This window comes from Blautia sp. aa_0143, from assembly GCF_004167315.1.
Taxonomy (GTDB): domain Bacteria; phylum Bacillota; class Clostridia; order Lachnospirales; family Lachnospiraceae; genus Blautia_A; species Blautia_A fusiformis.
Genome location: NZ_RCXU01000004.1, coordinates 38,220 through 63,882 on the forward strand (window position 1 = coordinate 38,220; position 25,663 = coordinate 63,882).

Sequence of the window (25,663 nt, forward strand, 5' to 3'; positions counted from 1 at the left end):
TGCTCACAAGTGGAAACTGGCAAAGGAGTTAAAGCGAACACTGGAATTTATTTCAGTTTATGCATATAGGTCAGCTCATCCAGAGAATCATCGTCTGTAGTCAGCATGGTGTGGATATCCTCGATCATGGTTCCAAGTCCGGTAGTTTCCTGGAAGAGATTTTTGCCTGTGCACCAGACATTTCCGTTCTTCACTGCCTTGAAATCTGCAAGAAGCTTACTTTTGGAAAGAAGCTCATCAATGGTCTTAAGTTCCCCGTCAATCGTACTGTTATAGATGATATAGTCTGCATCCTTCGCCTTGGCATAAAACTCTTCCATCTGCATATTCATGGTGGAAAGAGCATTGTCATTTACTCCCGTATCCTCCGGAACATAATTTCCTCCTGCGAGAGAGATCATTTCTGAAACATAGTCGCCGCTTTTTCTTATATTTACCGCACCTACGGAGTTGATATAAAAGAACGCCACGGTCTTATCTGTTTTATCTGCTGTGAGAACCTTATCCAGCTTGTCCGTCTGCTCTTTGAAAACCTTTTCTGCCACATCTTCTTTTCCCAGAAGAACTGCGTAAAGCTTCATCCATTCGGTCCTTCCAAGAGGGTGACTCTCATAGCTGGAACGCTCTACCATTACAGGGATCCCGAACTGCTCCAGCTTCTCCTGTACCTCCGGATTGTGATGGATCATGGTGGATTCAATGGCAAGGTCACAGCCCTCGTTCAGGATCAGCTCGTAATCCGGAGCACTGTACTTGCCGGCATAGATCATCTTTTTCTGTTCCATAGCGTCCTTTGCTTCCTGGATATACCATCCGTCTTCCTTGGTTCCGGAAAGCTTGATGCTGTCAATCCCGTCGATAGCGCGGAAAAGATCCATGGCCGAGGTTGCTACCAGATAGATATTGTTTATGGGCTGCTGCAGAACCGCAATGTCAGGATCCAGCCCCTCCGGTGCTTTCTTGCCTTCGGGAACTACAAGAAACTGTCCTTCCTGATCAATGGTGAGCAGCGCATAGCCATCGTTGTAGTAATCCACATTAAATTCCTTTGCGTAGGAAAGCTCCATACTGTGATCAAAGGTAAGGCCTGGAATATCCGCAGGCTTATGTTCTGTCTCTGCTGCCTGCACTGCAAAAGCACACCCCAGGATCAGGGTCAGCGTCAGAAATATGTATGAAATTATTTTTTTCATTTTTCTTCCTTTTTCATGCTCGAAGAATCAAAATTCAGGGTATACTCAATCTCGTGAGGAGTACTCATGGCTACAGTATCTGCAGTCACTTCCATTTCTGCGTCAAAGACTGTGACCGGGATCTCAAATGTGGAGTTTCCGTCTTTGTTCACCGGCTCATATTTTTCGCCGTCCACGATCATGTAATCATAATTCGGACTGCTCCAGATGATGGTTGCCGTAGCTTCTTTGTCCTTGATCTCTACTTTAGCTGGAGATTCTACAGATGCTCTTCCTGTTCCGCCTGTAAGGGTTACATCCGTCTCATAGGTTCCGTCCTCCAGCTTCAGCTCTTCCGGTTTTTTCCCTTCGGATTTTTTGTCGTCAGAGGTTTTTACAGGATTCTTTACGCTGACTTTATGGTCGTACCATTTGCCTTTTTCTCCCAGGATCGCCACGTTAAATTCCTCACCAATGGCCGGTACCGGGATATCAAATCCGTAAACCTCCTCTGTATAACCATCGCTGTACTTCACTGTATCTGTGGTCGGCTCAATGATCTCTGCTCCGTCCTTCTGGGCATCCTCGGCAGTTCCCGCAAACAGGTTAACGATCTTCTTGGAAACCAGACTTACGTGGATGGTCATTTTACCATCTTTGACCGTGAGCTCTCCTTTTTTGTCATTGGCCTCATTTACATGAAACATGCTGCTGTCTGTACCAAACTCTGCTGTATAAACGCCATCTTCCAGGGTATCTGCTTTGGCTGCATCTGTATCCTTTTCTTCGGAAGCTTCTGCTTCCTCACCGGACTCTGTTTTTGTTTCATCTGTTTTTGCCATCGCAGGCACAGAGCCCAGCACCAGGACTGATGCACTTGCCATTGCAAGAATTAAGTTTACATAGCGTTTTTTCATGATAATCTTCTCCCTTCCATAGATACAGCAATCTGCCCGGAAAACAGTCTTCCTGATCTTTCCGGGCAGTTACATTGATTTCTTATAGGTATCTGAACTCACTCAGATATTTTTATATTTATTATTCTGCGGACTCCTCAGCAGAATCAGCCTCTGTATCTGCTGCTGCATCAGAATCTGCGGACTCCTCAGTGCTTCCCAGAGAATCGATGGCTGCCTTTGTATGCTCTACATAAAGCTTCTCAACTGCTTCGATTCTTCCAAGACCCTCGATCTGGCAGTCAACCTTATCGAAGTTTCCGGATGCTACAAACTGGCTCTTCCAGGAATCCTCCTCATCACCGGCCATATCGTTATTTGCATGGTCTCCGGCAACAACCATCAGCGGACGAAGAACAACGTTCTTGTATCCTGCTTCTTTTACCTTCTCGATAACCTTGTCGCAGGCTGTATCTTCCGGCTTACCCTCTACAGTACCGATGAATGCGTTCTTCAATCCAAGGTTTTCCATCTGTGTCTGCATCTGATCGTATGTAACGTTAGCTGTATGAGATGTTCCATGTCCCATGAATACGAATGCTGTGCCAGCCTCAGCTGCTGCATCCATGCTGTCAAATCCGGCCTCTTTGCAAGCCGTATCTGTGATTGCCTGAGCAACGGCTTTCTTGTCATCATTGATCACAGTTGCATCGTCTCCAACCTCACCGAGCATTGGCTCTGCGATAGCTACAGACTCGAATTTATCTTTATAGCCATTGATCGCTTCTGTCATCTCATCGTACTCAGCACCATGCATCAGATGGGTAGGCTGTACAACCAGATTCTTAACACCATTCTCTACTGCACGGTCAAGAGCCTGCTGCATGTTATCGATCACTTCATCATCTCTTGCCTCTACATGGTTGATGATGATCTGTGCTGTAAATGCTCTTCTTACAGACCAGTCCGGATAAGCTTCTGCAAGAGCATCCTCGATTCCCTTGACATCCTCTGCACGGCTGTCATTGAAGGAAGTACCAAAGCTTACAACAAGAAGTTCATTCTCACCGATCTCATCCTGGTTACGCGGATCGTCCTTGGAAGCATCTCCTGTGTCACGTCCGAAATAATCCGGATCTGCATTCTCACCCTCTACCAGTTCTTTCTGAGCATCTGTCAGAGCATCCCATGCTTCTTTGGCTGCCTTGCAGTCCTCATCTGTTGTGTCGTTTCTTTCCTGTACATAGATCTTGTCGATCAGAGCTGCTACATTATCTGCTGCTTCCTGATCTGCATCAGAAGCCTCTGTGGTATCAGCTGCCTCAGCGTTCTCTTCTGTAGCAGAATCCTCTGCTGCCATTGCTGTTGTAGCCGCACCCATAGAGCATGTCATGGAAACTGCGAGCATCAGAGCTAACATTGTTTTTCTTTTCATTTCTCATTGTCCTCTTTTCATGTATTTCCAGAATACTGATATGTACAAAAAAGCAGCAGCTCTCTGCGGCCGCCTGCTCACACATGATTCTCTGCGCAATACAAATACATAAAAAGAAGTTCTGTATTGTTATGGAGAATACCGATTCGTAAACCGCGAATCCCTGAATCTCACAATAAGGCAGTTCTCCTGACTTGGTTCCACGCTGCTTTCCCTTCCCGGTCTCCCAGTGGTTATAAAAGCAGCTCCCCTTTCACAGTGACGGTATCGTTCCGGATTCTCACCGGATTCTCTTTTGCACATCCGACTGGATGCAACCTTATCATTATAACATTTGCACATATTTTCTTTTACCTGGTTATCTAACTTTTACCACAAACTCATAAATTTGTCAAGATTGATGTCAGACGATTCACGATTTTCTGTGATCTTCACTCACAAAAAATACCTCGCGAATTATTACCAGTGAACAGTAACCGGTTTTCTCCCTGTATCTGTCAGTTATTATCAGAATACTTTCTCCAATATTCATGCATATCCTGCATAAAAAACAGCCCCTTTCTGTCATCACCCTGATATCAGAAATGGACTGTCTTACACTGGATATTCGCAATCCGCTTCGCTACTTGCTCATAACAGATAAACTGCTCTGCAGTTTATCTAGTCAAGCGGATATTCGCAATCCGCTTTGCTACTTGCTCATAACAGATAAACTGCTCTGCAGTTTATCTGTTAAAATACTCCTGCTCCAGGTATCTGGCTACGTAGACTCCGCTGGCAGATGCATGGGACAGAGAATGGGTCACGCCGCTACAGTCTCCGATAACAAAGAGACCCTTGTGGCAGGTTTCCAGATTTTCGTCGATCTCGACCTCCATGTTGTAGAATTTAACCTCAACGCCATAAAGCAAAGTATCATCATCTGCGGTTCCCGGTGCGATCTTATCCAGAGCATAGATCATCTCGATGATGCCATCTAGGATACGTTTCGGCATAACAAGGCTTAAATCTCCCGGTGTCGCAGAAAGTGTAGGTGTTACGAAACTTTCCTCAATACGGGCTTTTGTGCTTCGTCTTCCGCGGATCAGATCTCCAAACCGCTGTACCATAACACCACCGCCAAGCATATTGGAAAGTCTTGCAATGCTCTCACCGTATCCGTTGCTGTCATGGAACGGCTCTGAGAAATGCTTGGATACCAGAAGGGCAAAGTTTGTATTGTTGGTATGCTTTGCCGGATCTTCGTAGCTGTGACCGTTTACTGTGATGATACCGTTGGTATTTTCATTCACGACAACACCTCGCGGGTTCATGCAGAAGGTACGGACCATATCCTCAAACTTCTCAGTTCTGTAAACGATCTTGCTCTCATAAAGCTCATCTGTCAGACGGCTGAAAACCTCTGCCGGAAGCTCCACACGGACTCCGATGTCCACACGGTTGGAAAGAGTCGGGATCTTAAGCTCTGTACATACCGTCTCCATCCATTTACTTCCGCTTCGTCCTGCGGAGATGATACAGTAAGTTCCCTCGTAACGCTCATCTCCTACAAAAACTGCATAACCGTCTTCAGTTTTTTCTACTTTGTCAACAGATGCGTCAAAATAGAAGTCCACATGGTCTTTCATTTTTTCATAGAGGTTCTGAAGTACCACATAGTTGATATCTGTTCCCAGATGGCGGACTGATGCATCCAGAAGATGCAGGCCGTTCTGAAGGCAGAGCTTACGGATCTCGCTGTTTGTGGTAGAATAAAGTTTGGTTCCCTCACCGCCATGCATCAGGTTCAGTTTATCTACATATTCCATCAGCTCTGTAGCTGTATCCTTGCCGATATGCTGGTACAGAGTTCCGCCAAACTGATTGGTGATATTGTATTTTCCGTCGGAGAAAGCGCCTGCACCGCCAAATCCCTTCATGATCGCACAGGTTTTGCAGTGGATACAGGATTTTACTTTCTTTCCGTCGATGGGACATTTTCTTTTTTCCAGAGGATGACCAGCTTCAAAAACCGCGATCTTTTTCTCCGGATCATTATTCATCAGTTCATAGGCCGCAAAGATTCCACCGGGACCTGCTCCTACGATCAGTACATCATATTTCATAAATAAAAACTCCTTATCTTGTATTGCACATTTTCAGTGCTTTGTTTTTGCACAAACCCTGTCTATTCTACAATAAACGTGTTCAAAAGTCACCGTTTTTTTTCGGTTTTGGAAAAAAATCCTCAATCCTTCCGGAACCTTCCGATCTTAAGCTTTCTTCCATCTGTTTCCACGGTAATAGCACCGTTTTTCATGGTGTATTCCACCTGACTTCCGGCCTCTTTAAGCCGCTCTACGGTTTCCGGTGACGGATGTCCGTAGGTGTTGGTGAGCGAACAGGAAATGATCGCCACTTCCGGCTTTATTTTCTCAAGAAATGCTTCTGTGGTAGAATAACGGGAACCGTGATGTCCCACCTTCAGACAGTCAACATCCTCAAGCCCCCCGGCTGCCAGAAGCTTTTTCTCCGTATCTGCACCGATATCTCCGGTAAAAAGCATCTGAAAATCTCCAAAAGACAACTCCATCACCATAGCTTCCTCATTCACATCTTTTCCTGTGGCATTTTTCTCCGGCCACAGAACAGAAAAAGATACTTTGCCGCAAGGCAATTCATCCCCTTTTACTGCTGTCACGACCTTAACTCCGGCTGTTTTTGCTGCCTCTGCAAGCTCCCTCCACGCATCTGGTCTTTCCGCCCAGGCAGGCAGGATCAGATATCCGGCCCGGATGGTTGTAAGACCTTTTCCCATATATTCCAGAAGCTCCTTCACACCGTTGATATGATCCTGATCTGTATGGGAAATAAAAATCCCATCCAGCCAGGAAATCCCCTGACTTTTCAATGCCGGCAAAAGGCAGTATCTTCCAAGATCCGACTGGCTGCTGCTTCCTCCGTCAATCAGAAAATGGTGATCCTCCGGGGTCTCCACAAGAATACCGTCACCTTGTCCTACATCCAGGCAGATCACCTTCAGACTTCCTGCTGGATGATATCCCAGTATCAGGATTCCGACTGCCAGAAAAATACCGGCTGTTATCCGGATAGCATATAGCTTCCAACAACCTGCTTCCGCCCGCTCCTCTGATAACTCCGTTTCCTCACTGACTGCTTTTTTCTTCCGGAGCTGTTCTTTTATATACTGTCCCATAAACAGGACTATTATCAAAAAGCCATAATATACCACAATCTGCCATATTTCCGGCTCCCCTCCGATCCAAGTACTCCATCCTGATCTTCCTGCCAGACTGCAGAGATATTCATAAAAAAGCAGCAGTACCCTTGCCGGCAGGATTACCAGTTTTGCCGCAGGAATACTGAGAATTCCCAGCAGCAGCGCCACCATTCCTCCAGTCAGCACTACCCCCACACTTGGAAGCACCAACAGATTCAGGATAAATCCGGCAATAGAGACTTCTCCGAAAAACTTCAGCATCACCGGCAGAGTCACAAGCTGAAGAGCTATAGGACTTACCAGTGCCTTTGTCCATTTTTTCTCCTCCGCTTCTGCAAGGGCACAGATCTTTTCCGCAGCGAGCCCCATTCCCAGAACACAGCCAAAGGACAGAAGAAATCCACTGTCCAGGAGATAGGCCGGAGATTCCACAAGGATCATCATGGCAGTTACGGAAAGAGCACTCATCATATCATAGATCCGTCCGGTGATCCTGGCTCCCATGGCGATCAAAAACATAGTTACTGCACGCATGGTGGAAACACTCCCTCCGGTCATGATCCCATACTGCAGCATCACTCCCAGAGAAAAAATCCCGGCAGGCCAGATCCCCAGTCCCATCTTCTTTAGAAGGTTGTAAAGCCCCATTCCCAGAATACTGATATGAAGTCCGCTGATGGCAAGGATATGTATGATTCCGGCCAGCTGATAGCGCATCTGTGTTTCCGGATCCAGTTCCTGTTTGTCTCCAAGCGTCATGGCACAAAAAACAGGTGCATCTTTTCCTGCAGCTTCCTTCAGGATCTGTCTGCAGCTTTCTTTTATCTCCAAAAGGAGCTGCCTGTAGCCGGAATACACTGCTGTTTTCTTTTGGAGCACAGCGTTCTTCATAAAATAATAAATATGACGACAGGCGTAATACTGTTGGCTGTCAAAGCCCCCCGGATTCGCAGGACCTTCCACTCTTTTCAGCGTTCCCTTGACCAGGATCCGCATTCCCGGTTTCAGATCTTCTTCTTTTTTGAGAAATATTCTTACATTTTCAATTGGAAATTTTTTTGACTGATGGATAAGATATGTTTTTTTCAGATAAACAGACTGGGAAAATTCTGTGTTTTCATACTGTTCCACCTCCCCGCAGATTATGGAACCAGGGTGCGCTTCGATCTGCTCCTGCACATTTAACGGAAGGGGATTCCCCCTGATCAGAGGAATCCCCATAAGCTCCAGTGCGCCAAGACTCAGCACCATAAGAAAACACAAAAGACACATCGGCCTTTTCGCCATAAATGTTCTCCCGTTTTCTGATATTTTGAAATGTTTTATTTTTTCTATTCTTTTTTAGCCTTTGTGTGTGCCAGCAGGCTGTCGTTCCATTCATAGAACTTATAAAGCTGCATATTCTGGCCAAAGGTCACTTCCTTGTTTCCTTCGATGGAAATCTCAACTTTGTCCACATCCGTTGCCGCGATCAGCGTATTTACCACCGAATACACGGCAATCTGTTCCGAAACATCCAGAGCATAATCCTGAAATACGGAATTATAATCCACATAGCAGATTCCGTTTGCTCTCGTCAGGGAAAGTACCTCTGAATTCTCCGGTATTGTAGGATAATGTCCTTTTTCCAGCGGACCTCTTGCAAGCTGCTCCAGAACCACCGTAGCCTTCGGAAGATTTCGTCTGTAGCGGACACTTCTCTGTTCCGCTACCAGTTTATCTCCGTTTTTATTTGTGAAATACAAAGTAAAGGTGTCATAGCTGTACACATCCCCATCGGACCCGGAAAACTCCACAAAGGTGTCGTTGTTCATGGCTCCCACTTCTTCACCCCTGGTATCTGTCAGCGGCTTTTTACCCACATAGATCTCCACAGAATCCACTCCTGGAACCTGTAAAAAAATCTTCACTATACCTGCTCGCACCAGAAGTTCTCTGGTACGTGACATTTTATCATAGGCCTCATTGAATTCTACATTCAGGACTCCATCCTGTATGGAATAAGAAGAAATCTTTACTCCATCCGGAAAAAGTGAGATTCCGTCTTCCCGGGTCTCACGGTTATTCAGACTCTCGGAAAAATTGCGCAGCATCACTTCTGTTGTTTCCTTCTCCGGAGTATATTTTTCTTCTTTCAGTCTCGTTTCATCGCTGTTGATATAATAAAATCTATACTGCTGTTCTTCGTTTTTATTTCTTCCCGACAAACCTATGAAAGCAACCAGACCAAGAAGGATGCAGGCAGCGGCCACACAGATGATCAAAATCGTTTTTTTCATGCTGTACCTCCTAGGACGGAATATAGGACAGCGGGATCTTCACGGTAAATGTGGTTCCCTCGCCCTCTTTGCTGGATACCTTGATGACCCCATGATGCATGGCTATAGAACTTCTTGTAATAGCAAGTCCAAGGCCGGTTCCGCCGATCTCTCTGGAATGGGATTTATCCACACGATAAAAACGCTCAAAGATCCGTTCAATGGAATCTTCCGGTATTCCCAGGCCGGAATCTGCAACCGTCACATAGAAATCCTTATGATCCGCATCCAGTGTTACGCGGACCCATCCCTCATCTACATTGTATTTGATACCATTTTCGACCAGGTTACTGATGGCAAGGGTAAATTTCACCTCATCCACATCTGCGGTTACCGGTCGGAACGAATCCAGGATCAGGTCAATCCTTCTCTGATCTGCAATAGGACGGAGACGCTTCAGAATATTCTCCAGCAGCTCATTGATATTCATATTGCTGATATTCATATCTGCTGCTTTTTTGTCCATTTTTACCAGGGAGAGCAGATCGGTGATGATCTTGTTCTCTCTGTCAATCTCTTCTGTGATATCAGAAAGAAATTCCTGATACAGTTCCTCCGGAACCCCCTGCTGTCCTACCAGCGAATCCGCCAGAACCTTCATTGAAGTCATAGGTGTCTTCAGCTCATGAGACACATTGGATACAAACTCCTGTCTGGATTCATCCAACGTCTTCATTCTGGAAAGCATCTTGTTAAATGCATCTGTGATCAAAGCTGTCTCTGTATAATCCGGTACCGAGATCTCCTCATTCTGATATCCGTCTGTAAGGTCCTCGATTGCTTTCGTTACCCTGGCAAATGGCTTCACCAGGATCGTGGAAAGAATATAACCCAGAAAAATGGCCAGCACTACAATGATACCGATGATCAGAATCCCTTTCTGCTCCAGTTCATGGATGGTTGCTGTCACCTCACTGGAAGATGCCATGATCATCATGGCACCCTGCACCTGTTTTACATCCGGACTTTTTACCGGAACTGCCAGGATCAGCTTCTGGCTGTCAGAATCATATTGGTAGGCATCTTCTCCTTTAAAACAGTTCAATACTTTCTGGGAAACCAGAGTCCTGCCCTCATCCACGCCATAGGTATCCTTGATGATCCTGAAATCCCTGTCTACAATGAGAATCCTGCCACCATAGCTGTTGGACAGTAATTCCAGCTTGCTGTTCACCGTCTGAGAGCTGGTGTCATTCAGATAATTCTCCTTGATCAACAGGTCGCACATGATGTCACAGATGTTCTCCATGCTCTGCACACGGTTGGCAATGGCACGATCTTCATAGTTGGCAATAACCATTTCCGTTACGATGACACTCGGTACGATTCCCAGTATGATCAGGATGATCAGAATACGAAAGCGGAGACTTTTGAAAAATTTGCCGTTCTTTTTGAACTTCACAGGTTATGCCTGGAAATAGTAGCCCACACCCCATTTGGTGTGTACATATTTCGGCTCACTGGGATTGGCCTCGATCTTTTCTCTCAGGCGGCGGATATGTACATCTACGGTACGGACATCTCCCGGATATTCATAGCCCCATACGATATTCAGAAGATTTTCTCTGCTGTATACCTTGTTCGGATTGAATACCAGCAGTTCCAGCACATCAAATTCCTTGGCTGTGAGGTTGATCTCTTTTCCGGAGATAAATACGCGGCGTCCTTCGCAGTCCAGCTTCAGTTCTCCGACTTCCACAGTCTTGGCCTTCTCCTGCTTGTCCTGTTTGCTGCCTGCACGGCGGATGATCGCCTTGATGCGGGCTTTGACTTCCAGGATGTTGAAAGGCTTGGTGACATAATCATCAGCTCCGTATTCCAGACCCAGGATCTTATCCATATCTTCTCCTTTTGCTGTAAGCATGATGATCGGAACATTGGAAAATTCACGGATCTGCTGGCATACCTCAAGACCGTCCATTTTTGGAAGCATCAGGTCAAGAAGGATGATATCGTACTCTCCTGCTTTTGCTTTTTCCAGTGCTTCCTCTCCGTCATAGGCACAGTCCACTTCCATTCCGTCCTGCTCCAGACTGAAGCGAAGTCCCTTGACAATCAGTTTCTCATCATCTACTACCAATACTTTCCTGCTCATTTAGCGCTCCTTACTTTATTGCTATTTTATCCTTTATCTTCTCATAGGTTCCTTCTTTGATGCCTGGTACATTCATGATATCCTCTGCTGAAGTAAAGGGACCGTTCTCTTCCCTGTAAGCGATGATCGCCAGGGCCTTGGACTCCCCTACACCTGTGAGAGTAGTAAGCTGGGATACATCAGCGGTGTTCAGATCGATCTTCTGCTCTGTGGAAGATGCAGTCTCAGCTTCACCGGAATCCTCTCCGGCGGATTTCTGTCCGCTCGCCGTTTCGGTACTGTTTTCTGCTGTGACTTCCGATCCATCTTGGGTAGCTGCGATCCGCTGGCTGTCCACCTCCGCCTGGGTAGGCACATAAACCTGCTGTCCATCGGAAAGTCCCTTAGCACGGTTGAGATAGCTTGCCGCAGCTTCCGGAAGATATCCTCCGGCCTGCTCGATAGCCTGAAAAACACGGCTGCCATATGGAAGCTCATAGACTCCCGGGCTGGTCACTGCTCCACATATATCTACATAAATGGTCTGAGGGGTGTCTGAGATCTCCGGCAGCTGTTTTTCAACCTCCGAAGCCGGTTCCTCCGCAGACTCATTCTGTTTCTTCTGTGATATATCTGCCGCAGCCCCTGCGGATGCCTTCCCGGATACTTCACTTTCCGTATCCTTCGGTTCTTCCTGCTCTGCATCCATTTCGGATGCTTCCGTACTTTCTTCCTGCACCAGTTCTTTCTCCAGAAATTCTGTTCCGTCATCCTTACAGCCTGTCAGCCCTGCCAGGATCTGTAACAAAAATATGGAAAAAACAAACCGAACACTTCTGATATGTGATCTTATTTTCATAGGTAGGCGGTTCACTCCTTTCCGCCGATGTGGCGGCAGGTGCCCCGTTACTCATGCAAAACCATACCTTATTTTAACGAAGTATTACAAATATTACAATACTTTTATTTCTATTTCCATTTGAAAATAACCACACCTGCAATACAGATCAGCATTCCCAACAGCTTTCTCCACTGAAAATCTGCTCTTTCCACACCGAAAATCCCCAACAATTCTATAAGATAAGCCACCGCAAGCTGAGAAATGACAATAAGCATAACCGCCCGCGCAGGCCCCAGACTTCCCATACTCCGGATCACTGTGATAGTGATAAATGCACCGATCACTCCTCCGAGTAAATTATATTTATCCTCTACCTGCCACAGCATGCCGATACTTTCTCTGCCTGTAAAAAACCATGCTACCACACAGATCAGAAATGCAGAAAACTGTACCCAGCCGGTTGAAACCCACAGACTGGTCTGTTTTGTTACATTTGTGTTAAATACCCCTTGAATACTCATCAGTGCACCTGAGATCAGTGCTGACAAAAATCCCCACATAAAAATCCCTCCATATATGCTCCATTTCCGATATTACTGCCGGAAAAAGGCGCTGCATATTTCTGCAACGCCTTTACGGTTTCTTATAATTTAGTTTATGTGATTTTCCTGCAATTATACACACTGCTGCCCTGTTTTCTCATCCGCATAATATTTATATACATGATCACGAAACGCTCTTTATTCCGGAAAATATTTTCTGAGATATATCCTTCCGGAAAACGCAATATGCGGCATCTCATAAAAAATGGCTGTTTTCGGACAGATCGGACGATAGAGTGGGTCTGCCACAATGATCCTGGCTGTTTTCAGCTTTTCTTCCATGGCTTCCTCGCCACAGATGGCTTCATCTCCCTTGCGCAAAAGTCCCTCTGTGATCTCCAGCGGACAAAGCAGCTGAACATTTTTTCCGTATTTCTGCTCTATGACTGCTGCCAGGGAGCCCATGGTAACCGGTTCTCCGATGATGGTAATGTCCGGTACAGAAAAAAATACCTCTTCTTTGTCGGGCATTTCCCTGCTTTCTCCTGAAGGGTCAGATACTGCTGACAGACTGTTTCTTCCCTGAAAATAGATTACCTGCTCCGGAGTTACTTTCCACAGTTCCTCCTGTTTCCCTAAGATCTGCCCTCCGCTTTCCTCTGCGGAGTCATCCTTCTTATTTACCCACTCTCCACAGGATCTATCCGCGATCCGCTCAAGTGCATCTGAAATCTGTCCCTCATAGCCTTCCACAGGAGTCCCCACGAGAAATGGCGTACCGAATTTTTCTTTCAGCACATTGGCCGCCGGGATCCCCACAGAGGATACCACAAGGTTTACCGCTGCTTCACCGGCACAGGACAAAGCTTCCAGCGTATCCCCCATAGCCCAGGTGGAAAGTATCTCCCAGCCATAGTTTTCCAGACGTTTTTTCATGGCATCTACTGCAGACTGCGGGCCAAGATCAAGGGGTGTTGCTCCAAGAAGATTTAATTTCCTGCTTCTCTTCTCTGTAGATCTTTCCGCAGATCCCGTCGGTACTTCTGAACACCTTCCTGTTTTCTCTGCTGCTCCTGTGAAATGTCCTGCGATCTCTGCCAGCGCCAGCCCTGCTCCGTATACATAGTCATGCATGCCGCTGGTCGGAACCGAAAATGCCGGGATTCCGGTTCTTGCCGTAAGTGCACAGGCCAGTCCCTGAAAATCTGTTCCGTTCATAAAGGGAATCGGTGAACTTGCAAGTGCAATAAATTTCGGTTTCAGCTCCTTTGCCGCCTCTTCGATATCTTGAAGAAATTTCTCATCATTTCCCATAATGGCATCGATATCCGTAAGACCTGAGATAAAGATCAGACTGTCCTGGTCGTACCACCGAATCTCATCATGGGTATTATAGGTAGAATTACAGCCGGAGGGATCATGCATCACTGTCATTCCTCCAAGCTCATACAACGCGGAGCAGACGCCGGACACGTCTGCCGTGTAGATTGGTATGATCCGATATGCCTGTCTCATATGCAGCTTTCGCACCCCCATCCCTTTCGAACGATCAGATCCTCCGGAGCTTTTTCCTCATTAAATGCCTCCAGCATCAACTGTGCAGTACGTCTGATCCCGTCAAAGCCCCAAAGCCCGCCACCCTGTACCATATTGACAAAATTCCGGCTTCCGGTAAACCAGGCTGCTTTTTGTCCGACGGCAAGGATTTTTCCGGAATGCTGCCGTGGCCGCACTCTCATCTCCGGACGGACAGTCGAAATCAACATGAGTTCCGGGTAATTCTCCTTCAGCCAGAAAAATACTTCTTTTTCTTCCGGGCTGATACTGTCCAGAAAAACGGACTGTACCTGAAATCCATGCGTAAGGAGAAGCTTTGCAAGTCCCAGAGGTCTTGGATGAAAAAGATAATCCACAGCTATGGGAGTGTCACCGATGATCTGGTGTGCATGGGAAAGAGCCTCCTCGCATTTTCGGATCTCCGTTTTGATATCCAGGCCATTTTTACCGCAGCTGTGCTGATCCAGCAGCTCCAGCAAATACTTTTCCTGCGTCTCTATCTCCTCATAGTCAAAGCTTCCGGGCAGGTATAAAAACGGCCTTCCAAGTCTCTCCGCCTGCTGCTGTACTCCGAATTTTCCTGCCGGATAACAGTTAAGGATCAGGCTTCCCTCTCCCAGGCTCCGATAATCCTCCCAGTTCTTACAGGCCGGTGCTTCACGGAGACGGATTCCGTTCTTTTTCAGGATCCGGCAGATATCTGCACTCTCATCCAACACAAAATCACTGCCCAGGACTGTGACACATTCCGGATCAGCTTTCCTCTCCGGTACTGCATCATACATGGCACGGCGCAGCTTCTGATCCGGAGTCGGGCCTGTTTTCTGCATGATAGGATCCATAAAGCACCGCATAAAAAAGATCTCCGGAAATCTTTCTTCCAGTTCTCCGTAGATGCGTTCCAGATCACTTCCCAGAAAATGATGAAGACACACAGTAAAAAGCAATACTGCCTTTGGCTTCTCATCCAGCCGGTTCAGAATGTCCGTCACTCCTTCAATGGTCACATCCTCCAGATTTCCGCCCAGAAGATCCTTTTCCTCCACGATCACAAAGGAAAAACGGTCTGCCGCATTCATCTCTGCGGCAGTCAGCACAACGCCACGCATGCAGTTATCCGCACAGACGTAGATCTGCCTTGCTTCCGGAACCAGCATTCCCGTATGTACGATATTCCAGTTTCCATGGACCGGTGAATTAAATTCCAGTCCCGGCTGAAAGGGAACCGGAAAAGAGGCTTCCTTTATAAATATTTCTGTTTTTCCCAAAAGCTCTCTGTTACCAACTCTTTTTAACATGAGCCTTCCTCCCTGCATGCACTCAGGATCTGCTCGGCCAGTGTCCGGTACTCCTCTGCCATCTCACAATCCGGATAGGCTTCCAGAAGAGTTTTTCCTCGATTCTCTGCTTCCAGGACCAGTTCACTTCTGGAAAGCGTTCCCACTACCCGCGTATGAAAATCCTCTGCCAGCTCCCGGACTTTTTCTTCCTCTCCCGGCACGTTCCGCCGGTTCAGGATCACGCCGCCAAGGGATGCATATCCTCTGTTTCTGAAATTATCCACTGCCATGGCAATATTTGCCCCTGCATGGATGGCCATGTTTTCTCCGGAGGTGATGATAAATACCTTATCTGCATACCCCTTTCGCATGGGCATGGAAAATCCACCGCAGACAACATCTCCCAGTACGTCATAAAAAACAATGTCCGGTTTATAGGTCTCATAGGCTCCGTTTTCCTTAAGCTTCTCGAGAGCAGTAATGATACCTCTTCCCGCACATCCAAGCCCCGGTGCAGGACCGCCGGCTTCCACACAGACTACACCCCCATATCCGATCTGCACCATATCCGTAAGCTTCAGCTCCTGGCGTTTTTCGTTATACAGCTCCAGTACAGTGGGAACTTTTTTTCCATGCCTGAGAAGGATCGTGGAATCTGCCTTGGGATCACAGCCGATCTGCATCACTTTCATTCCTTTTTCCGCAAGGGCTACTGCCACATTGGAAACCGTAGTAGATTTTCCGATGCCGCCCTTTCCGTATACCGCAACTTTTATCATTTTCTGTCCTCCGCTTTTGTGATCACATTGGAATATGCCGTTTTGGCGGAAACTCCACTGAGGCGTCCGATCTTTCCGGATAAGGAGCTGATCACATCCTGTGGTGCATCAATGGCAATACTGATGATATTGATGCCTTTTTCCCGGTAAGGGATCCCCATTCTCCCGATAATATATTTTCCCGCTTCATGAAGAAAACGGTTGATATCATCGATCACGTCATTGTTTTCCACAATGATCGAGATCAATGCCACTCTTGTCTCCATAAGATCTGACTCTCCTTTCCGATATTATCAGCAGATCCTCGGCAGAAGCTCTCCTCCCGGCTGCGGAAGAAGTGCCTGCGTTCCGATCTCCGTAGTCATGACAACCTTTCCTGGCTGGTCTTCCGTAACTTCACCGATAATGGCTGCGTCCCTGGAATAAGGACATTTACGCAGTGCTTCCACGATCCTTCCTGCCTCTTCCTTTGGTGCCATGATCACCATTCGTCCCTCACATGCCAGATAAAGAGGCTCCAGGCCAAGCATGCCGCAGACACCCTTTACCTCCGGAGCTACCGGAACAGCTGCTGCATCCAGGCGGATCCCTACGTTACTCTGTCCTGCGATCTCGTAAAGAACCGTTCCGACACCACCTCTTGTGGCATCACGGATCACATGAATGTTATGGGTGGCATCCAGTACATCTTTTACAGCTCCCCACAGCGGTGCGCAGTCACTTGTCACATCTGCGTCAATGCCGAAATCCTCTCTTGCCAGAAGAATGGTGCATCCATGTCTTCCCACATCACCGGTTACAATAATGGCATCTCCCGGTTTTGCCAGCTCACCGCCTACCTGAACGCCCTCCTGGATCTCACCCATTCCGGTTGTTGTGATAAACACACCGTCAACCTGACCTTTTCCTGCCACCTTAGTATCTCCGGAAACGATACGCACTCCGGCTTCTTTTGCTGTTTTTTCCATAGCTGCGGCGATCTCCTCCAGCTTCTCCATGGGAAAACCCTCCTCAATGACAAAAGCGCAGGTAAGATACATCGGTTTTGCTCCCATACAGGCAAGGTCATTAACGGTTCCGCAGATGGAAAGCTTGCCGATATTTCCCCCCGGAAAAAATGCCGGAGAAACAATAAATCCATCGGTGGATACTGCCATTTTTCCTGCAGGCGGAACCAGCACGGCCGCATCATCGGCTGTGAGATCCGGGTTTGCAAAATGCGCTTTGAATACTTCATCGATCAGTTCTGAGGTCTGACGGCCTCCGGCACCGTGTGCCATGGTCACTGTTTTATTTTCCATAATATTATCTTCTTTCTATGCTGGGTCAAAGGAATTTCATATCGGTTTCATCCTGTCAGATCTTCCGGATACGATCCTTCGTTTGTACTATATGTAATGTATCATATTTCGCAGTCCATTAAAGCGGACATCAGTTTCCGTACATAAAATATGCGGAACATGCTCCTTCATTGGATACCATACAGGCACCTACCGGATGCTGCGGGGTACAGACCTTTCCGAATACCTTACAATCTGATGGCCTGCATTTTCCCTGAAGCACATCCCCACAGCGACAGGCCGGATTTGGCCTGCCCTGGATCGGCGGCACTGCATATTTTTTTCTGGCATCAAAGGCTTCCCACTCCTTCCGGAGCACCAGGCCGGACCCCGGGATCACACCCAGACCGCGCCATTCGGAATCACAGGGCTCCATCAGTTCTTCGATCAGCTTCTGTGCCTCCGGGCTTCCCTCACTTTTTACCACACGGGGATAGCAGTTCACAAAGAACGGTTTTCCTTCCTGAAAACGTACCAGTGCAACAGCCAGTGCCGTAAGCAGCTCCTTCGCTGTAAAGCCTGCCACCACACCACTGATACCTTCCTCTGCCAGCTGCTCACAGAGCGCAGTTCCTGTGATCGCATTGACATGTCCCGGATAAAGGAACACATCCGCACTGCCCTTTAATGCCTGATAAGCCTGGGGCATGGTCTTGTTTGCCACAAGGAGCGAATAATTGGAAAGTCCGTCCTCTCCGGCCTTTTTCACGGAAAGACAGCCGGCAGGCGTGGTGGTCTCAAAGCCAACGGAAAGAAATACCACCTGCTCTTTTGGATGCTCTTTCGCATATTTTTCTGCATCTGCCGGTGAATAGACGATCCGTATCCTGGCGCCTTCTGCCCTGGCATCTGCAAGGCTTTTCTTTGTTCCCGGTACGCGGACAAGATCACCGAATGTGCAGATCGTCACCTGTTTTTCCAGAGCAAGATAAACGGCCTCGTCAATAAACCCTACCGGTGTTACACAGACCGGACATCCCGGTCCTGAGATCAGCTCCACCTGCGGCGGCAGAAGCTTGCGGATCCCCAGACGGAAGATCTCGTGGGTATGTGTTCCGCAGACCTCCATGATCCGCACCGGCGGCCCCTGATATCCTTCTATGATCTCTCTTGCTGTTTTTTTCCTCTCTTCCATCACAGCAGTTCCTCCATCAGCTGGTCTGTCTCTTCCTCGTCATCATCGGTGATCTTTGCAATGGCAACACCTGCATGCACCATCACATAATCCCCCGGCTCCAGGTCTCCCAGGAGCTGGGCGGAAACCTCTCTCTTTGCGCCGCCTGCATCCACCACTGCTGTTCCGTCACTGATCTTTACTACTTTTGCTGATAATCCTACACACATATCTGTGCCTCCCATCCTGCATTTCTGCTGTATGCTCCATGCATTATCATAAAACATTTTTGATCCGTATCTGCATGATCTCATCTATATTTATCTGTATCGCTGCACATAAGCCATCCCATACACCGCCTGTCCCAGTGCGATCCCTCCGTCATTCGGTGGGATCAGGCTGTGCTTCAGAACTTTAAACCCCATTTCCGTAAGACCGTCATCTACCAGCTCCAGAAGCAGCCGGTTCTGAAAGACACCGCCACTTAATGCCACTTTCCGGATTCCGGTCTGCCGCTCTGCTTCCTCACAGGCTGCAAGGATCTTATCTGCCAGTGCCCGGTGAAATCCATAAGCCAGCTTCCCGGGATCCTCTCCTGCAAGCCTTGCCCGGACCAGATATGCAACGATCTCACCTGTATTTAAAATAAATTTTCGTTCATCTTCAGACGCTTCTGAAATGCCTGTGCTTTCCGGAATGTCTTCCTTTTCTGACATCCGTATCTTCAGGTTTTCTTCCGGATTTTTCTTCTGCATCTCCCGCTGCTTTCTCCAGGCCTCCGCAGCAAATTCCAGTGCTGTGGACGCTTCTCCCTCAAAGGTAGACGCTCTCCGGATCCCCAGGATCGCACTGACTCCGTCAAAAAGTCTTCCTGCACTGGTGGAAGTCACGGCATTGATCTTCCGCTGTGCCATAGTCACCAGTACCTTTGCTTCCTGATCTGTGCAAAGTCCCAATTTACGGACAGTGTCCAGGGTTTTTTCCAGATTTCCCATATTCTGCCAGATCAGGGAAACGGCGATCCGCCAGCCTTCTTTTGCGGAAATGTCTCCGCCAACCTGGACAAAGGGTTCTATACTTCCAAGCCTTGTAAATCCCTGACAGTCTGCAACCAGGAGCTCTCCGCCCCAGATGGTTCCATCGGTTCCATAGCCTGTTCCGTCAAAGGAAACCCCTATCACCTTTTCTTCGCAGTCATTTTCTGCCATGCAGGATAAAATGTGTGCATAATGATGCTGCACCCTCAGAACCGGAAGCCCTAGCTCCTCTGCCACCACTGTGGAATTATATTTAGGGTGAAGATCACAGACCACTACCTCCGGCTGCACCTCCAGAAGTGTTTCCAGCCGCCCGATCGTTTCCTTCAGGGCTTTTACCGTTCGAAGATCCTCCAGATCTCCCACATAAGGGGAAGGATAAAAACGGTTATCCACACCAATGCAGAAGGTGTTCTTAAGTTCTCCACCTGCTGCGATCACCTGGCCCTTCCAGGGTGTGGAGACCATAAACGGAAGAGGCGCATACCCGCGGGAACGGCGGATCATATAGGGTTCACCCTTATAGAAATCCATCACCGAATCGTCGGCCCGGATACGTATCTTCCTGTTGTGGGAAAGAATGCAGTCACAGAGATAGGAAAGCTCCTCTGCCGCCTCCTCATCATCTCTGCAGATCGGCGCCCCAGAAGTATTTCCGCTGGTCATTACCAGAAGCCCAGGCATCCGGATCCCATCATCGTAATGAAAAAGAAGCAGCTGAACCGGTGCATAGGGAAGCATGACACCCACCTTGGGATTCCCAGGTGCAATGCTCTCACAAAGCCCCGTTTCTCCCGGCAGCTTATCCAACAGCAGGATCGGCTTCTGATGACCGGTAAGGATCTTCTCCTGTTCCTCGCTGACCTTACAGATCTTCTTCACAGCTTCCATATCCTGTGCCATCACTGCAAAAGGCTTCCCCGGACGCCGTTTCCGCTGCCGCAGCCGCTGTACTGCCTCCTCACTGGTAGCATCACAGCAAAGGTGAAAACCACCGATCCCTTTGATGGCCACGATCCCGCCGGAAGCAATGATCTTCCTTGTATAAGTGATAGCCTCCCGTCCCCGTTCCTCTCTTCCCGCCAGGTATACCTCAGGGCCGCAGTCATTACAGCACACCGGCTGGGCATCATAGCGTCTGGTATCCGGGTTATGGTACTCATCCGCACAGGAGGGACACATGGGAAATTCCTTCATACTGGTCCGTTCACGGTCATAAGGAAGCGAATCCAGGATCGTCAGTCTCGGACCGCAGCAGGTACAGTTGATAAAGGGATGCAGATACCGCCTGTTTTCCGGATCAAACATCTCCGCCTTACATTCATCGCAGATCGCGATATCCGGGGAGACAAAGATTTCCCCCTTTGTCTTCTCACTTTCGATGATATCAAACTGTGTAAATTTCTCCGGCTCCTCCACCGGTTCTTCAAGAAGCTTCAGGATAGCTGCACGCTTCGGTGGCTTATTCCCGATATCTGCGATAAAGGCATCCACATCCTGCTGCTTACCCTGAGCAAAAATCTCCACATAGGGTCCTTTATTGGACACACTGCCACGGATTCCTCTTGCCATAGCATGACGACTCACCGTAGGGCGAAATCCCACTCCCTGTACGATCCCGTAAACACGGATCATTTTCGTAATTTCCCGCTCCATATGTTTCTCCATTCCCTGCAGCTGTTTCCACTGATCCGGCTGCAGCATGCATGTAACTTTATGTCCTGCCCTTATGGTCTACCTGCATTTTCCGGATACTGCAAAATGCACTGTATCCACAAACACTCCTGAAAAAGCCTTTGTCATCCGCTTCATACATGGATCTGCAAAGATCACGTCATATCCGCCCTTCTCTGCCAGTTCCATGTAATCTTCCTCATCCCTTAATGACACATCGCCCTCCTCCAGGAGATCTTTTTCCATGGAAAACCAGCTTGCCACGGTGAGCTCTCCGTCCGCACCACGTTTCCGTAGCTCCTCTCTTATGGAACCGGCCATCACCTGCTGCTGCACGATGAGAATCTTTTTTCCTGTATAATCCATATCAGGAATCAGCTCTTCCGCCAGAGGATATCCCACCTCATAAGGTGTTCCGAAGGTTTTCTCCAGATATCTGGCACATTCCAGTGCCGCAGGAGAAACCACGATATTTTTTTCCGCAGAGGAGGCTTTTTTTACCTCATCAAGCCCTTCTCCCATTCCGTAGCAGACTGCTCTCTGTCCTCTGACACGGAATTTTTCACGGATCTTGTCTGCTGCTTTCAGGTCACTGACATCCTGAGGTGTCATTCCGAGAACTCCTGTCTTACCAGCCTCCGCAGACAGCTTTTCCCGGGCAAAGGCTTTAAAAAGCTCCAGATAAGCCTTCCGCTCTCCCGCATCATAAAGCTCCATTCCGTTGGTATTTACTGCAAGCACCGGAAGATCTGTTTTCTTCTCGCACATCCGCCGCAGTGCCTGATGATCCGTTCCGATCACAGCAGGTACCGGTGTTCCGATAATGGCTGCAAAGCCTGCCTCCACCTTTTCTGCCGCATCCACAAGCTTGGCAACCAGGCGGTCATCCCGTCCCAGGATGGCATCCATATCCCGAAGTCCTGCGCTGAATACCGCACTTTTCTGTTCAAACCATCTTGGTTCATCAAAGCCGCAGACATTTCCCGCACATCCTCCTGCATCACAGATCACGATGATCCCGCCAAGCTCATACAGCACTGACACGGCTCCGGACTGATCCGGTGCAAAGGGTGTCAGATATTTTCGAAGTCCTCTCATACCTTTTCTCCCTTCTGCAAAACTTTCTCTGTCAGTGTTTCAAACAGCCTGCGTACCCCCGCATAGCCATAGGGCTGCCGGTCCTGATTCCACACGGCATTTGGCTGATCCCGGTGATAATATCCTGCATCCTTTCCTATAGTAAGGTTCACTCCGCTCCCGGACGGATCGTAATACAGCATGGTGGGTTCCATATTGGAAAAAACCTTTGTATCCGGACTCAATTCCGCAAGATGCCGTATGTATACAAAATTCTCGGCTGTGATAGTTCCGTAGATCTCCGGCACCCGGAAACCATACCGCACCAGGGCCAGGGCCAGCTCAAAGGAATCTCCGTTCATGCACTCCCCTACAGCAAAAGACGCATCCGGACAGACTTCCCGGAATCTCTCCACTGCCTCTTCTGCTGCTTTTTTATACACTTCCTGATCAAAAGAGACTCCAAGAACCTGTCCCAAGGCACGATACTGATTTTCGATCTTATCTGTCTGGTAGAGCCTCCGAAGCTCAATAAAAGGAATCTTCAGCCGGTCATGAAAATCCTCCGCTGCAAACCTTGCTTCCGGATGAAGCACCAGATTAAAATTGGCCTGTGACATGGTCTGATATTCTTCATAATCCTTACATCTTGCGATTTCATGGATGGTCTTTACGCCTGCCTGCTGCAGCAGCTCATACATCTCGCAGTCATCAACCAGCGGCGAAAAAAATCCCAGAAGATTGACCACATTTCCCTTTTTCTTCTGTGGCTCAAGGAGGGAGTATAAGGACTGGCGCACATGGACCATAGGCGGCTTTCTGCCCTCACGTGTCAGTGCGTACATGTAACAGGGACGCACCGGAATATCCACCTTTTCCTCTGCCTTCCGGCAGACACGTTCCATATCCGTTCCCAGAAGTGCATCCACACAGGTGATACAGATCATCACCACAGACGGCTTCTTCTCACAGCAGTCGCAGATCTCTTTTACCGCTTTCGGGATCTTTTTCAGGTGACGGCCTGTAACAATATCCGTCTCGTCCATCATCAGATAAAAAAATCGATCATTGTACTCCGGCATGGAGCTGATAAGAGAAGTATTTCTTCCGCAGCATCCCGGTGCCACGATCAGCATAATGGAATCCGGCACTGCAAGCCCGGCCCGCTTTACGCCAAAGCCCTCCGCTCCCGGAGAGTTAAATGCCAGAGTTGCCGGAGAGCTGTAGATCAGATGCTTCCCGGAGATCATCTGCGGAGGGATCGCTTCCAGCCCGCCCCGGGCCAGTTCTTCTGCAGTTGCAAAATATGCTTCCTTTTTCATATATCCTCCTTCTCCGCTTCTTCACTTTCCAATAGCTTCCTGGCCAGTGCAAAAAATTTCTCACTGATCTCAGAATTCTCATCTCCCTCGATCACCGTTTTGCCCTGATCCTCCCATCGGATGATCTCGTCACTTCTCGGGATCTCACCCACGATCGGGATATTATTTTTTTCTGCAAAAGCATTTACTTTTTCCGTTTCATTCTCCACATTCCTGTGATTCAGCACGATCCCGAAGATTCTCGCATAGCTTCGATCCTCAAAATTCCGCACAGCACTGGAAATATTATTGGCTGCATAGAGTGCCATTTTCTCTCCGGATGTGACAATGAGTACTTTTTCCGCATAGCCCTCCCGGATCGGTGCCGCAAAACCGCCGCATACTACATCTCCAAGAACATCGTAAAGCACTACATCCGGCTTCCAGGTCTCAAAAAGCTTCAGATCCTCCAGAAGCTGAAAGGTTGCGATGATACCTCTGCCTGCACAGCCAAGTCCCGGCGTGGGGCCGCCGGTCTCAATGCAAAGGACTCCACCAACGCCCTCCTTTGAAATATCCTCCAGCTTTTCCGGCTCCTCATCCTCTTCCCGCATATAATTCATTACCGGCCGCAGAGGTTCTCCCCCAAGAAGATTGATGGTGGAATCCGCCTTGGGATCACAACCGATCTGGATCACTCTCTTCCCCATGGCTGCAAAAGCCGCCGCCAGGTTGGACGTCACTGTAGACTTTCCGATACCGCCCTTTCCGTATACTGCTACCTTCAGCATAAAATCCTCCCTAATTCATTCTGTTCGCTCCCGCAGGTATTTTTCATAAAAAAAGCTCTTTCACGCACAAGGTGAAAGAGTCCCGTATTCCGCTCACAAAACAAAGTCAAGCGGATATTCGCGATCCGCATTTGCTGCTTGTTCATAACCGAATAACTGCTTCGCAGCTGATTCGGTTAAGCTGTGCCGGATGAACAACGATTCCTGCTCGGATATTCCTTGCCGTCAAAGTCTGTTTCCTGCTGTATTTTGTTTTAATGCCTCATCCGGATAGAAAGAAAATATTTCGTTCCGTCTGAATTTTTCTATTTTTATTATACAATGGTGTACATTAGTGAGTCAATTGCAACTCTGACTTTTTATACAAAAAAAGACCCCAAGGCGAAATATTTTTAAGCATTTCGCCGAGAAGTCTCTTCTCTGATCTGCCGGCTCAGAAGCCGCGGCAAAGTTATTCTTATGATAAAGCTTTACTGGATAGAAACTACGTGATATCCTCTGTCTTCCACTACTTTCTTAAGCTCTTCGTTGGAGATCTCTCTGTCGTAGGAAACCACTGCCTCACCTTTTTTCAGGCTTACTTTTGCTGCCGCACCGTCAATGCGGTTGATCGCTCTTGTGACGCTGGCCACACAGTTCTCACAGTGCATGCCTGTGATCTTCATGGTTTTCTCACCCAGCTTGGTTCCATCCAGCTTCTTCTTCGGGATCTCCGGCTTGCTGCCGCCTCCGCAGCAGGCGCCTTCGCCCTTCAGATGTTTATATGCGCCTTTTCCGGCAAACAGCATAATGATGATAACAACGATGACAACAATTGCATTTGCCATGATTTCTTTCCCTCCTGGTTACTTATGCATTCCACTACAGCCGGAGCAGCCGGAACAATGACCGGAGCAGCTGCCGCCACAGCCACCTGTATGTGTGTTACCGGCACAGCCGACACAGCTGAGCCCCTGTTTCTTTCTTGAATAGAGATAACTGATCACAAATACGCCATATGCGATCACCAGTGCCAGTACAATAATATCCGCTATCATACTCATATCTGTCACCCTTTCTTTCGCTGTACAGCCTGTGAACTGCTGCCAGCCTCTGATGAATACTTTTGTAAAAAAACTTCCATATTTCTTCAGGCTTATTATAGCACAGAAGACCAGGTATTTACATCCCCGGTCTCCTGCATTTCTTATCATTTCAGCTGTTCTTACAGCATCA

The 25,663-nt window shown here is 48.1% G+C and carries 23 protein-coding genes and 1 riboswitch; all 23 genes read right to left on the reverse strand.

The annotated features are described in order from the left end of the window. Positions 1–47: 47 nt before the first annotated feature. Positions 48–1,193 (reverse strand): ABC transporter substrate-binding protein, encoded by a 1,146-nt coding sequence (locus tag EAI83_RS02740; protein ID WP_129974574.1) that lies wholly within the window; start codon positions 1,191–1,193, stop codon positions 48–50. Then, the gene (locus EAI83_RS02745) at positions 1,190–2,089 is read right to left on the reverse strand and encodes a hypothetical protein (protein ID WP_092070160.1); all 900 of its coding nucleotides are present in this window, start codon (positions 2,087–2,089) and stop codon (positions 1,190–1,192) included. Before EAI83_RS02745 ends, EAI83_RS02740 begins: the two co-directional genes overlap by 4 nt. Positions 2,090–2,210: 121 nt before the next feature. Beyond that, complete coding sequence (locus tag EAI83_RS02750; protein ID WP_015525974.1) at positions 2,211–3,503, reverse strand: sirohydrochlorin cobaltochelatase; 1,293 nt, start codon at positions 3,501–3,503, stop codon at positions 2,211–2,213. A gap of 162 nt (positions 3,504–3,665) precedes the next feature. Further along, positions 3,666–3,840, reverse strand: a riboswitch (cobalamin riboswitch). Positions 3,841–4,228: 388 nt separating this feature from the next. Further along, a complete protein-coding gene (locus tag EAI83_RS02755) occupies positions 4,229–5,608 on the reverse strand; it encodes an NAD(P)/FAD-dependent oxidoreductase (RefSeq protein WP_015525975.1) in 1,380 nt (459 codons plus the stop codon). A gap of 122 nt (positions 5,609–5,730) precedes the next feature. Then, positions 5,731–8,010 (reverse strand): DNA internalization-related competence protein ComEC/Rec2, encoded by a 2,280-nt coding sequence (locus EAI83_RS02760; RefSeq protein ID WP_129974575.1) that lies wholly within the window; start codon positions 8,008–8,010, stop codon positions 5,731–5,733. A gap of 44 nt (positions 8,011–8,054) precedes the next feature. Next, on the reverse strand, positions 8,055–9,002 hold the full coding sequence (locus EAI83_RS02765; protein WP_129974576.1) for a GerMN domain-containing protein: 948 nt from the start codon (positions 9,000–9,002) through the stop codon (positions 8,055–8,057). Positions 9,003–9,012: 10 nt separating this feature from the next. Next, entirely contained in the window at positions 9,013–10,443 is a 1,431-nt protein-coding gene (locus EAI83_RS02770) for a sensor histidine kinase (RefSeq protein WP_129974577.1), read from the reverse strand. A gap of 3 nt (positions 10,444–10,446) precedes the next feature. Next, a complete protein-coding gene (locus EAI83_RS02775) occupies positions 10,447–11,136 on the reverse strand; it encodes a response regulator transcription factor (protein WP_015525979.1) in 690 nt (229 codons plus the stop codon). Positions 11,137–11,146: 10 nt separating this feature from the next. Next, on the reverse strand, positions 11,147–11,974 hold the full coding sequence (locus EAI83_RS02780; RefSeq protein WP_129974578.1) for a ComEA family DNA-binding protein: 828 nt from the start codon (positions 11,972–11,974) through the stop codon (positions 11,147–11,149). 110 nt (positions 11,975–12,084) lie between these two features. Continuing rightward, positions 12,085–12,516, reverse strand: coding sequence for a DMT family transporter (locus tag EAI83_RS02785; protein ID WP_129974579.1), 432 nt, complete (start codon positions 12,514–12,516; stop codon positions 12,085–12,087). Positions 12,517–12,696: 180 nt separating this feature from the next. After that, a complete protein-coding gene (locus EAI83_RS02790; RefSeq protein WP_129974580.1) occupies positions 12,697–14,013 on the reverse strand; it encodes a nitrogenase component 1 in 1,317 nt (438 codons plus the stop codon). Further along, the gene (locus tag EAI83_RS02795) at positions 14,010–15,353 is read right to left on the reverse strand and encodes a nitrogenase component 1 (protein WP_129974581.1); all 1,344 of its coding nucleotides are present in this window, start codon (positions 15,351–15,353) and stop codon (positions 14,010–14,012) included. The genes EAI83_RS02790 and EAI83_RS02795 overlap by 4 nt, the downstream gene beginning before the upstream one ends. After that, a complete protein-coding gene (locus EAI83_RS02800) occupies positions 15,347–16,114 on the reverse strand; it encodes a nitrogenase iron protein NifH (RefSeq protein WP_059086799.1) in 768 nt (255 codons plus the stop codon). Before EAI83_RS02800 ends, EAI83_RS02795 begins: the two co-directional genes overlap by 7 nt. After that, a complete protein-coding gene (locus EAI83_RS02805) occupies positions 16,111–16,380 on the reverse strand; it encodes a TM1266 family iron-only hydrogenase system putative regulator (RefSeq protein ID WP_015525986.1) in 270 nt (89 codons plus the stop codon). The genes EAI83_RS02800 and EAI83_RS02805 overlap by 4 nt, the downstream gene beginning before the upstream one ends. Before the next feature lie 27 nt (positions 16,381–16,407). Continuing rightward, positions 16,408–17,415, reverse strand: a complete 1,008-nt coding sequence (hypE, locus tag EAI83_RS02810) for a hydrogenase expression/formation protein HypE (protein ID WP_021651575.1) — start codon at positions 17,413–17,415, stop codon at positions 16,408–16,410. Between the two features lie 130 nt (positions 17,416–17,545). Further along, complete coding sequence (hypD, locus tag EAI83_RS02815; RefSeq protein WP_015525988.1) at positions 17,546–18,589, reverse strand: hydrogenase formation protein HypD; 1,044 nt, start codon at positions 18,587–18,589, stop codon at positions 17,546–17,548. After that, a complete protein-coding gene (locus EAI83_RS02820; protein WP_022426401.1) occupies positions 18,589–18,798 on the reverse strand; it encodes a HypC/HybG/HupF family hydrogenase formation chaperone in 210 nt (69 codons plus the stop codon). Before EAI83_RS02820 ends, hypD begins: the two co-directional genes overlap by 1 nt. 90 nt (positions 18,799–18,888) lie before the next feature. Then, on the reverse strand, positions 18,889–21,261 hold the full coding sequence (gene hypF, locus EAI83_RS02825) for a carbamoyltransferase HypF (protein ID WP_129974582.1): 2,373 nt from the start codon (positions 21,259–21,261) through the stop codon (positions 18,889–18,891). 78 nt (positions 21,262–21,339) lie between these two features. Then, positions 21,340–22,377, reverse strand: coding sequence for a nitrogenase component 1 (locus EAI83_RS02830; RefSeq protein WP_129974583.1), 1,038 nt, complete (start codon positions 22,375–22,377; stop codon positions 21,340–21,342). Then, a complete protein-coding gene (locus EAI83_RS02835) occupies positions 22,374–23,678 on the reverse strand; it encodes a nitrogenase component 1 (protein WP_129974584.1) in 1,305 nt (434 codons plus the stop codon). The genes EAI83_RS02830 and EAI83_RS02835 overlap by 4 nt, the downstream gene beginning before the upstream one ends. Then, positions 23,675–24,448: a nucleotide-binding protein gene (locus EAI83_RS02840; RefSeq protein WP_129974585.1), complete on the reverse strand. Its 774-nt coding sequence runs from the start codon at positions 24,446–24,448 to the stop codon at positions 23,675–23,677. The genes EAI83_RS02835 and EAI83_RS02840 overlap by 4 nt, the downstream gene beginning before the upstream one ends. A gap of 470 nt (positions 24,449–24,918) precedes the next feature. Further along, positions 24,919–25,275 (reverse strand): heavy-metal-associated domain-containing protein, encoded by a 357-nt coding sequence (locus tag EAI83_RS02845; protein ID WP_021651583.1) that lies wholly within the window; start codon positions 25,273–25,275, stop codon positions 24,919–24,921. Between the two features lie 18 nt (positions 25,276–25,293). Then, positions 25,294–25,641 (reverse strand): FeoB-associated Cys-rich membrane protein, encoded by a 348-nt coding sequence (locus tag EAI83_RS17470; protein WP_021651584.1) that lies wholly within the window; start codon positions 25,639–25,641, stop codon positions 25,294–25,296. Positions 25,642–25,663 lie beyond the last annotated feature (22 nt).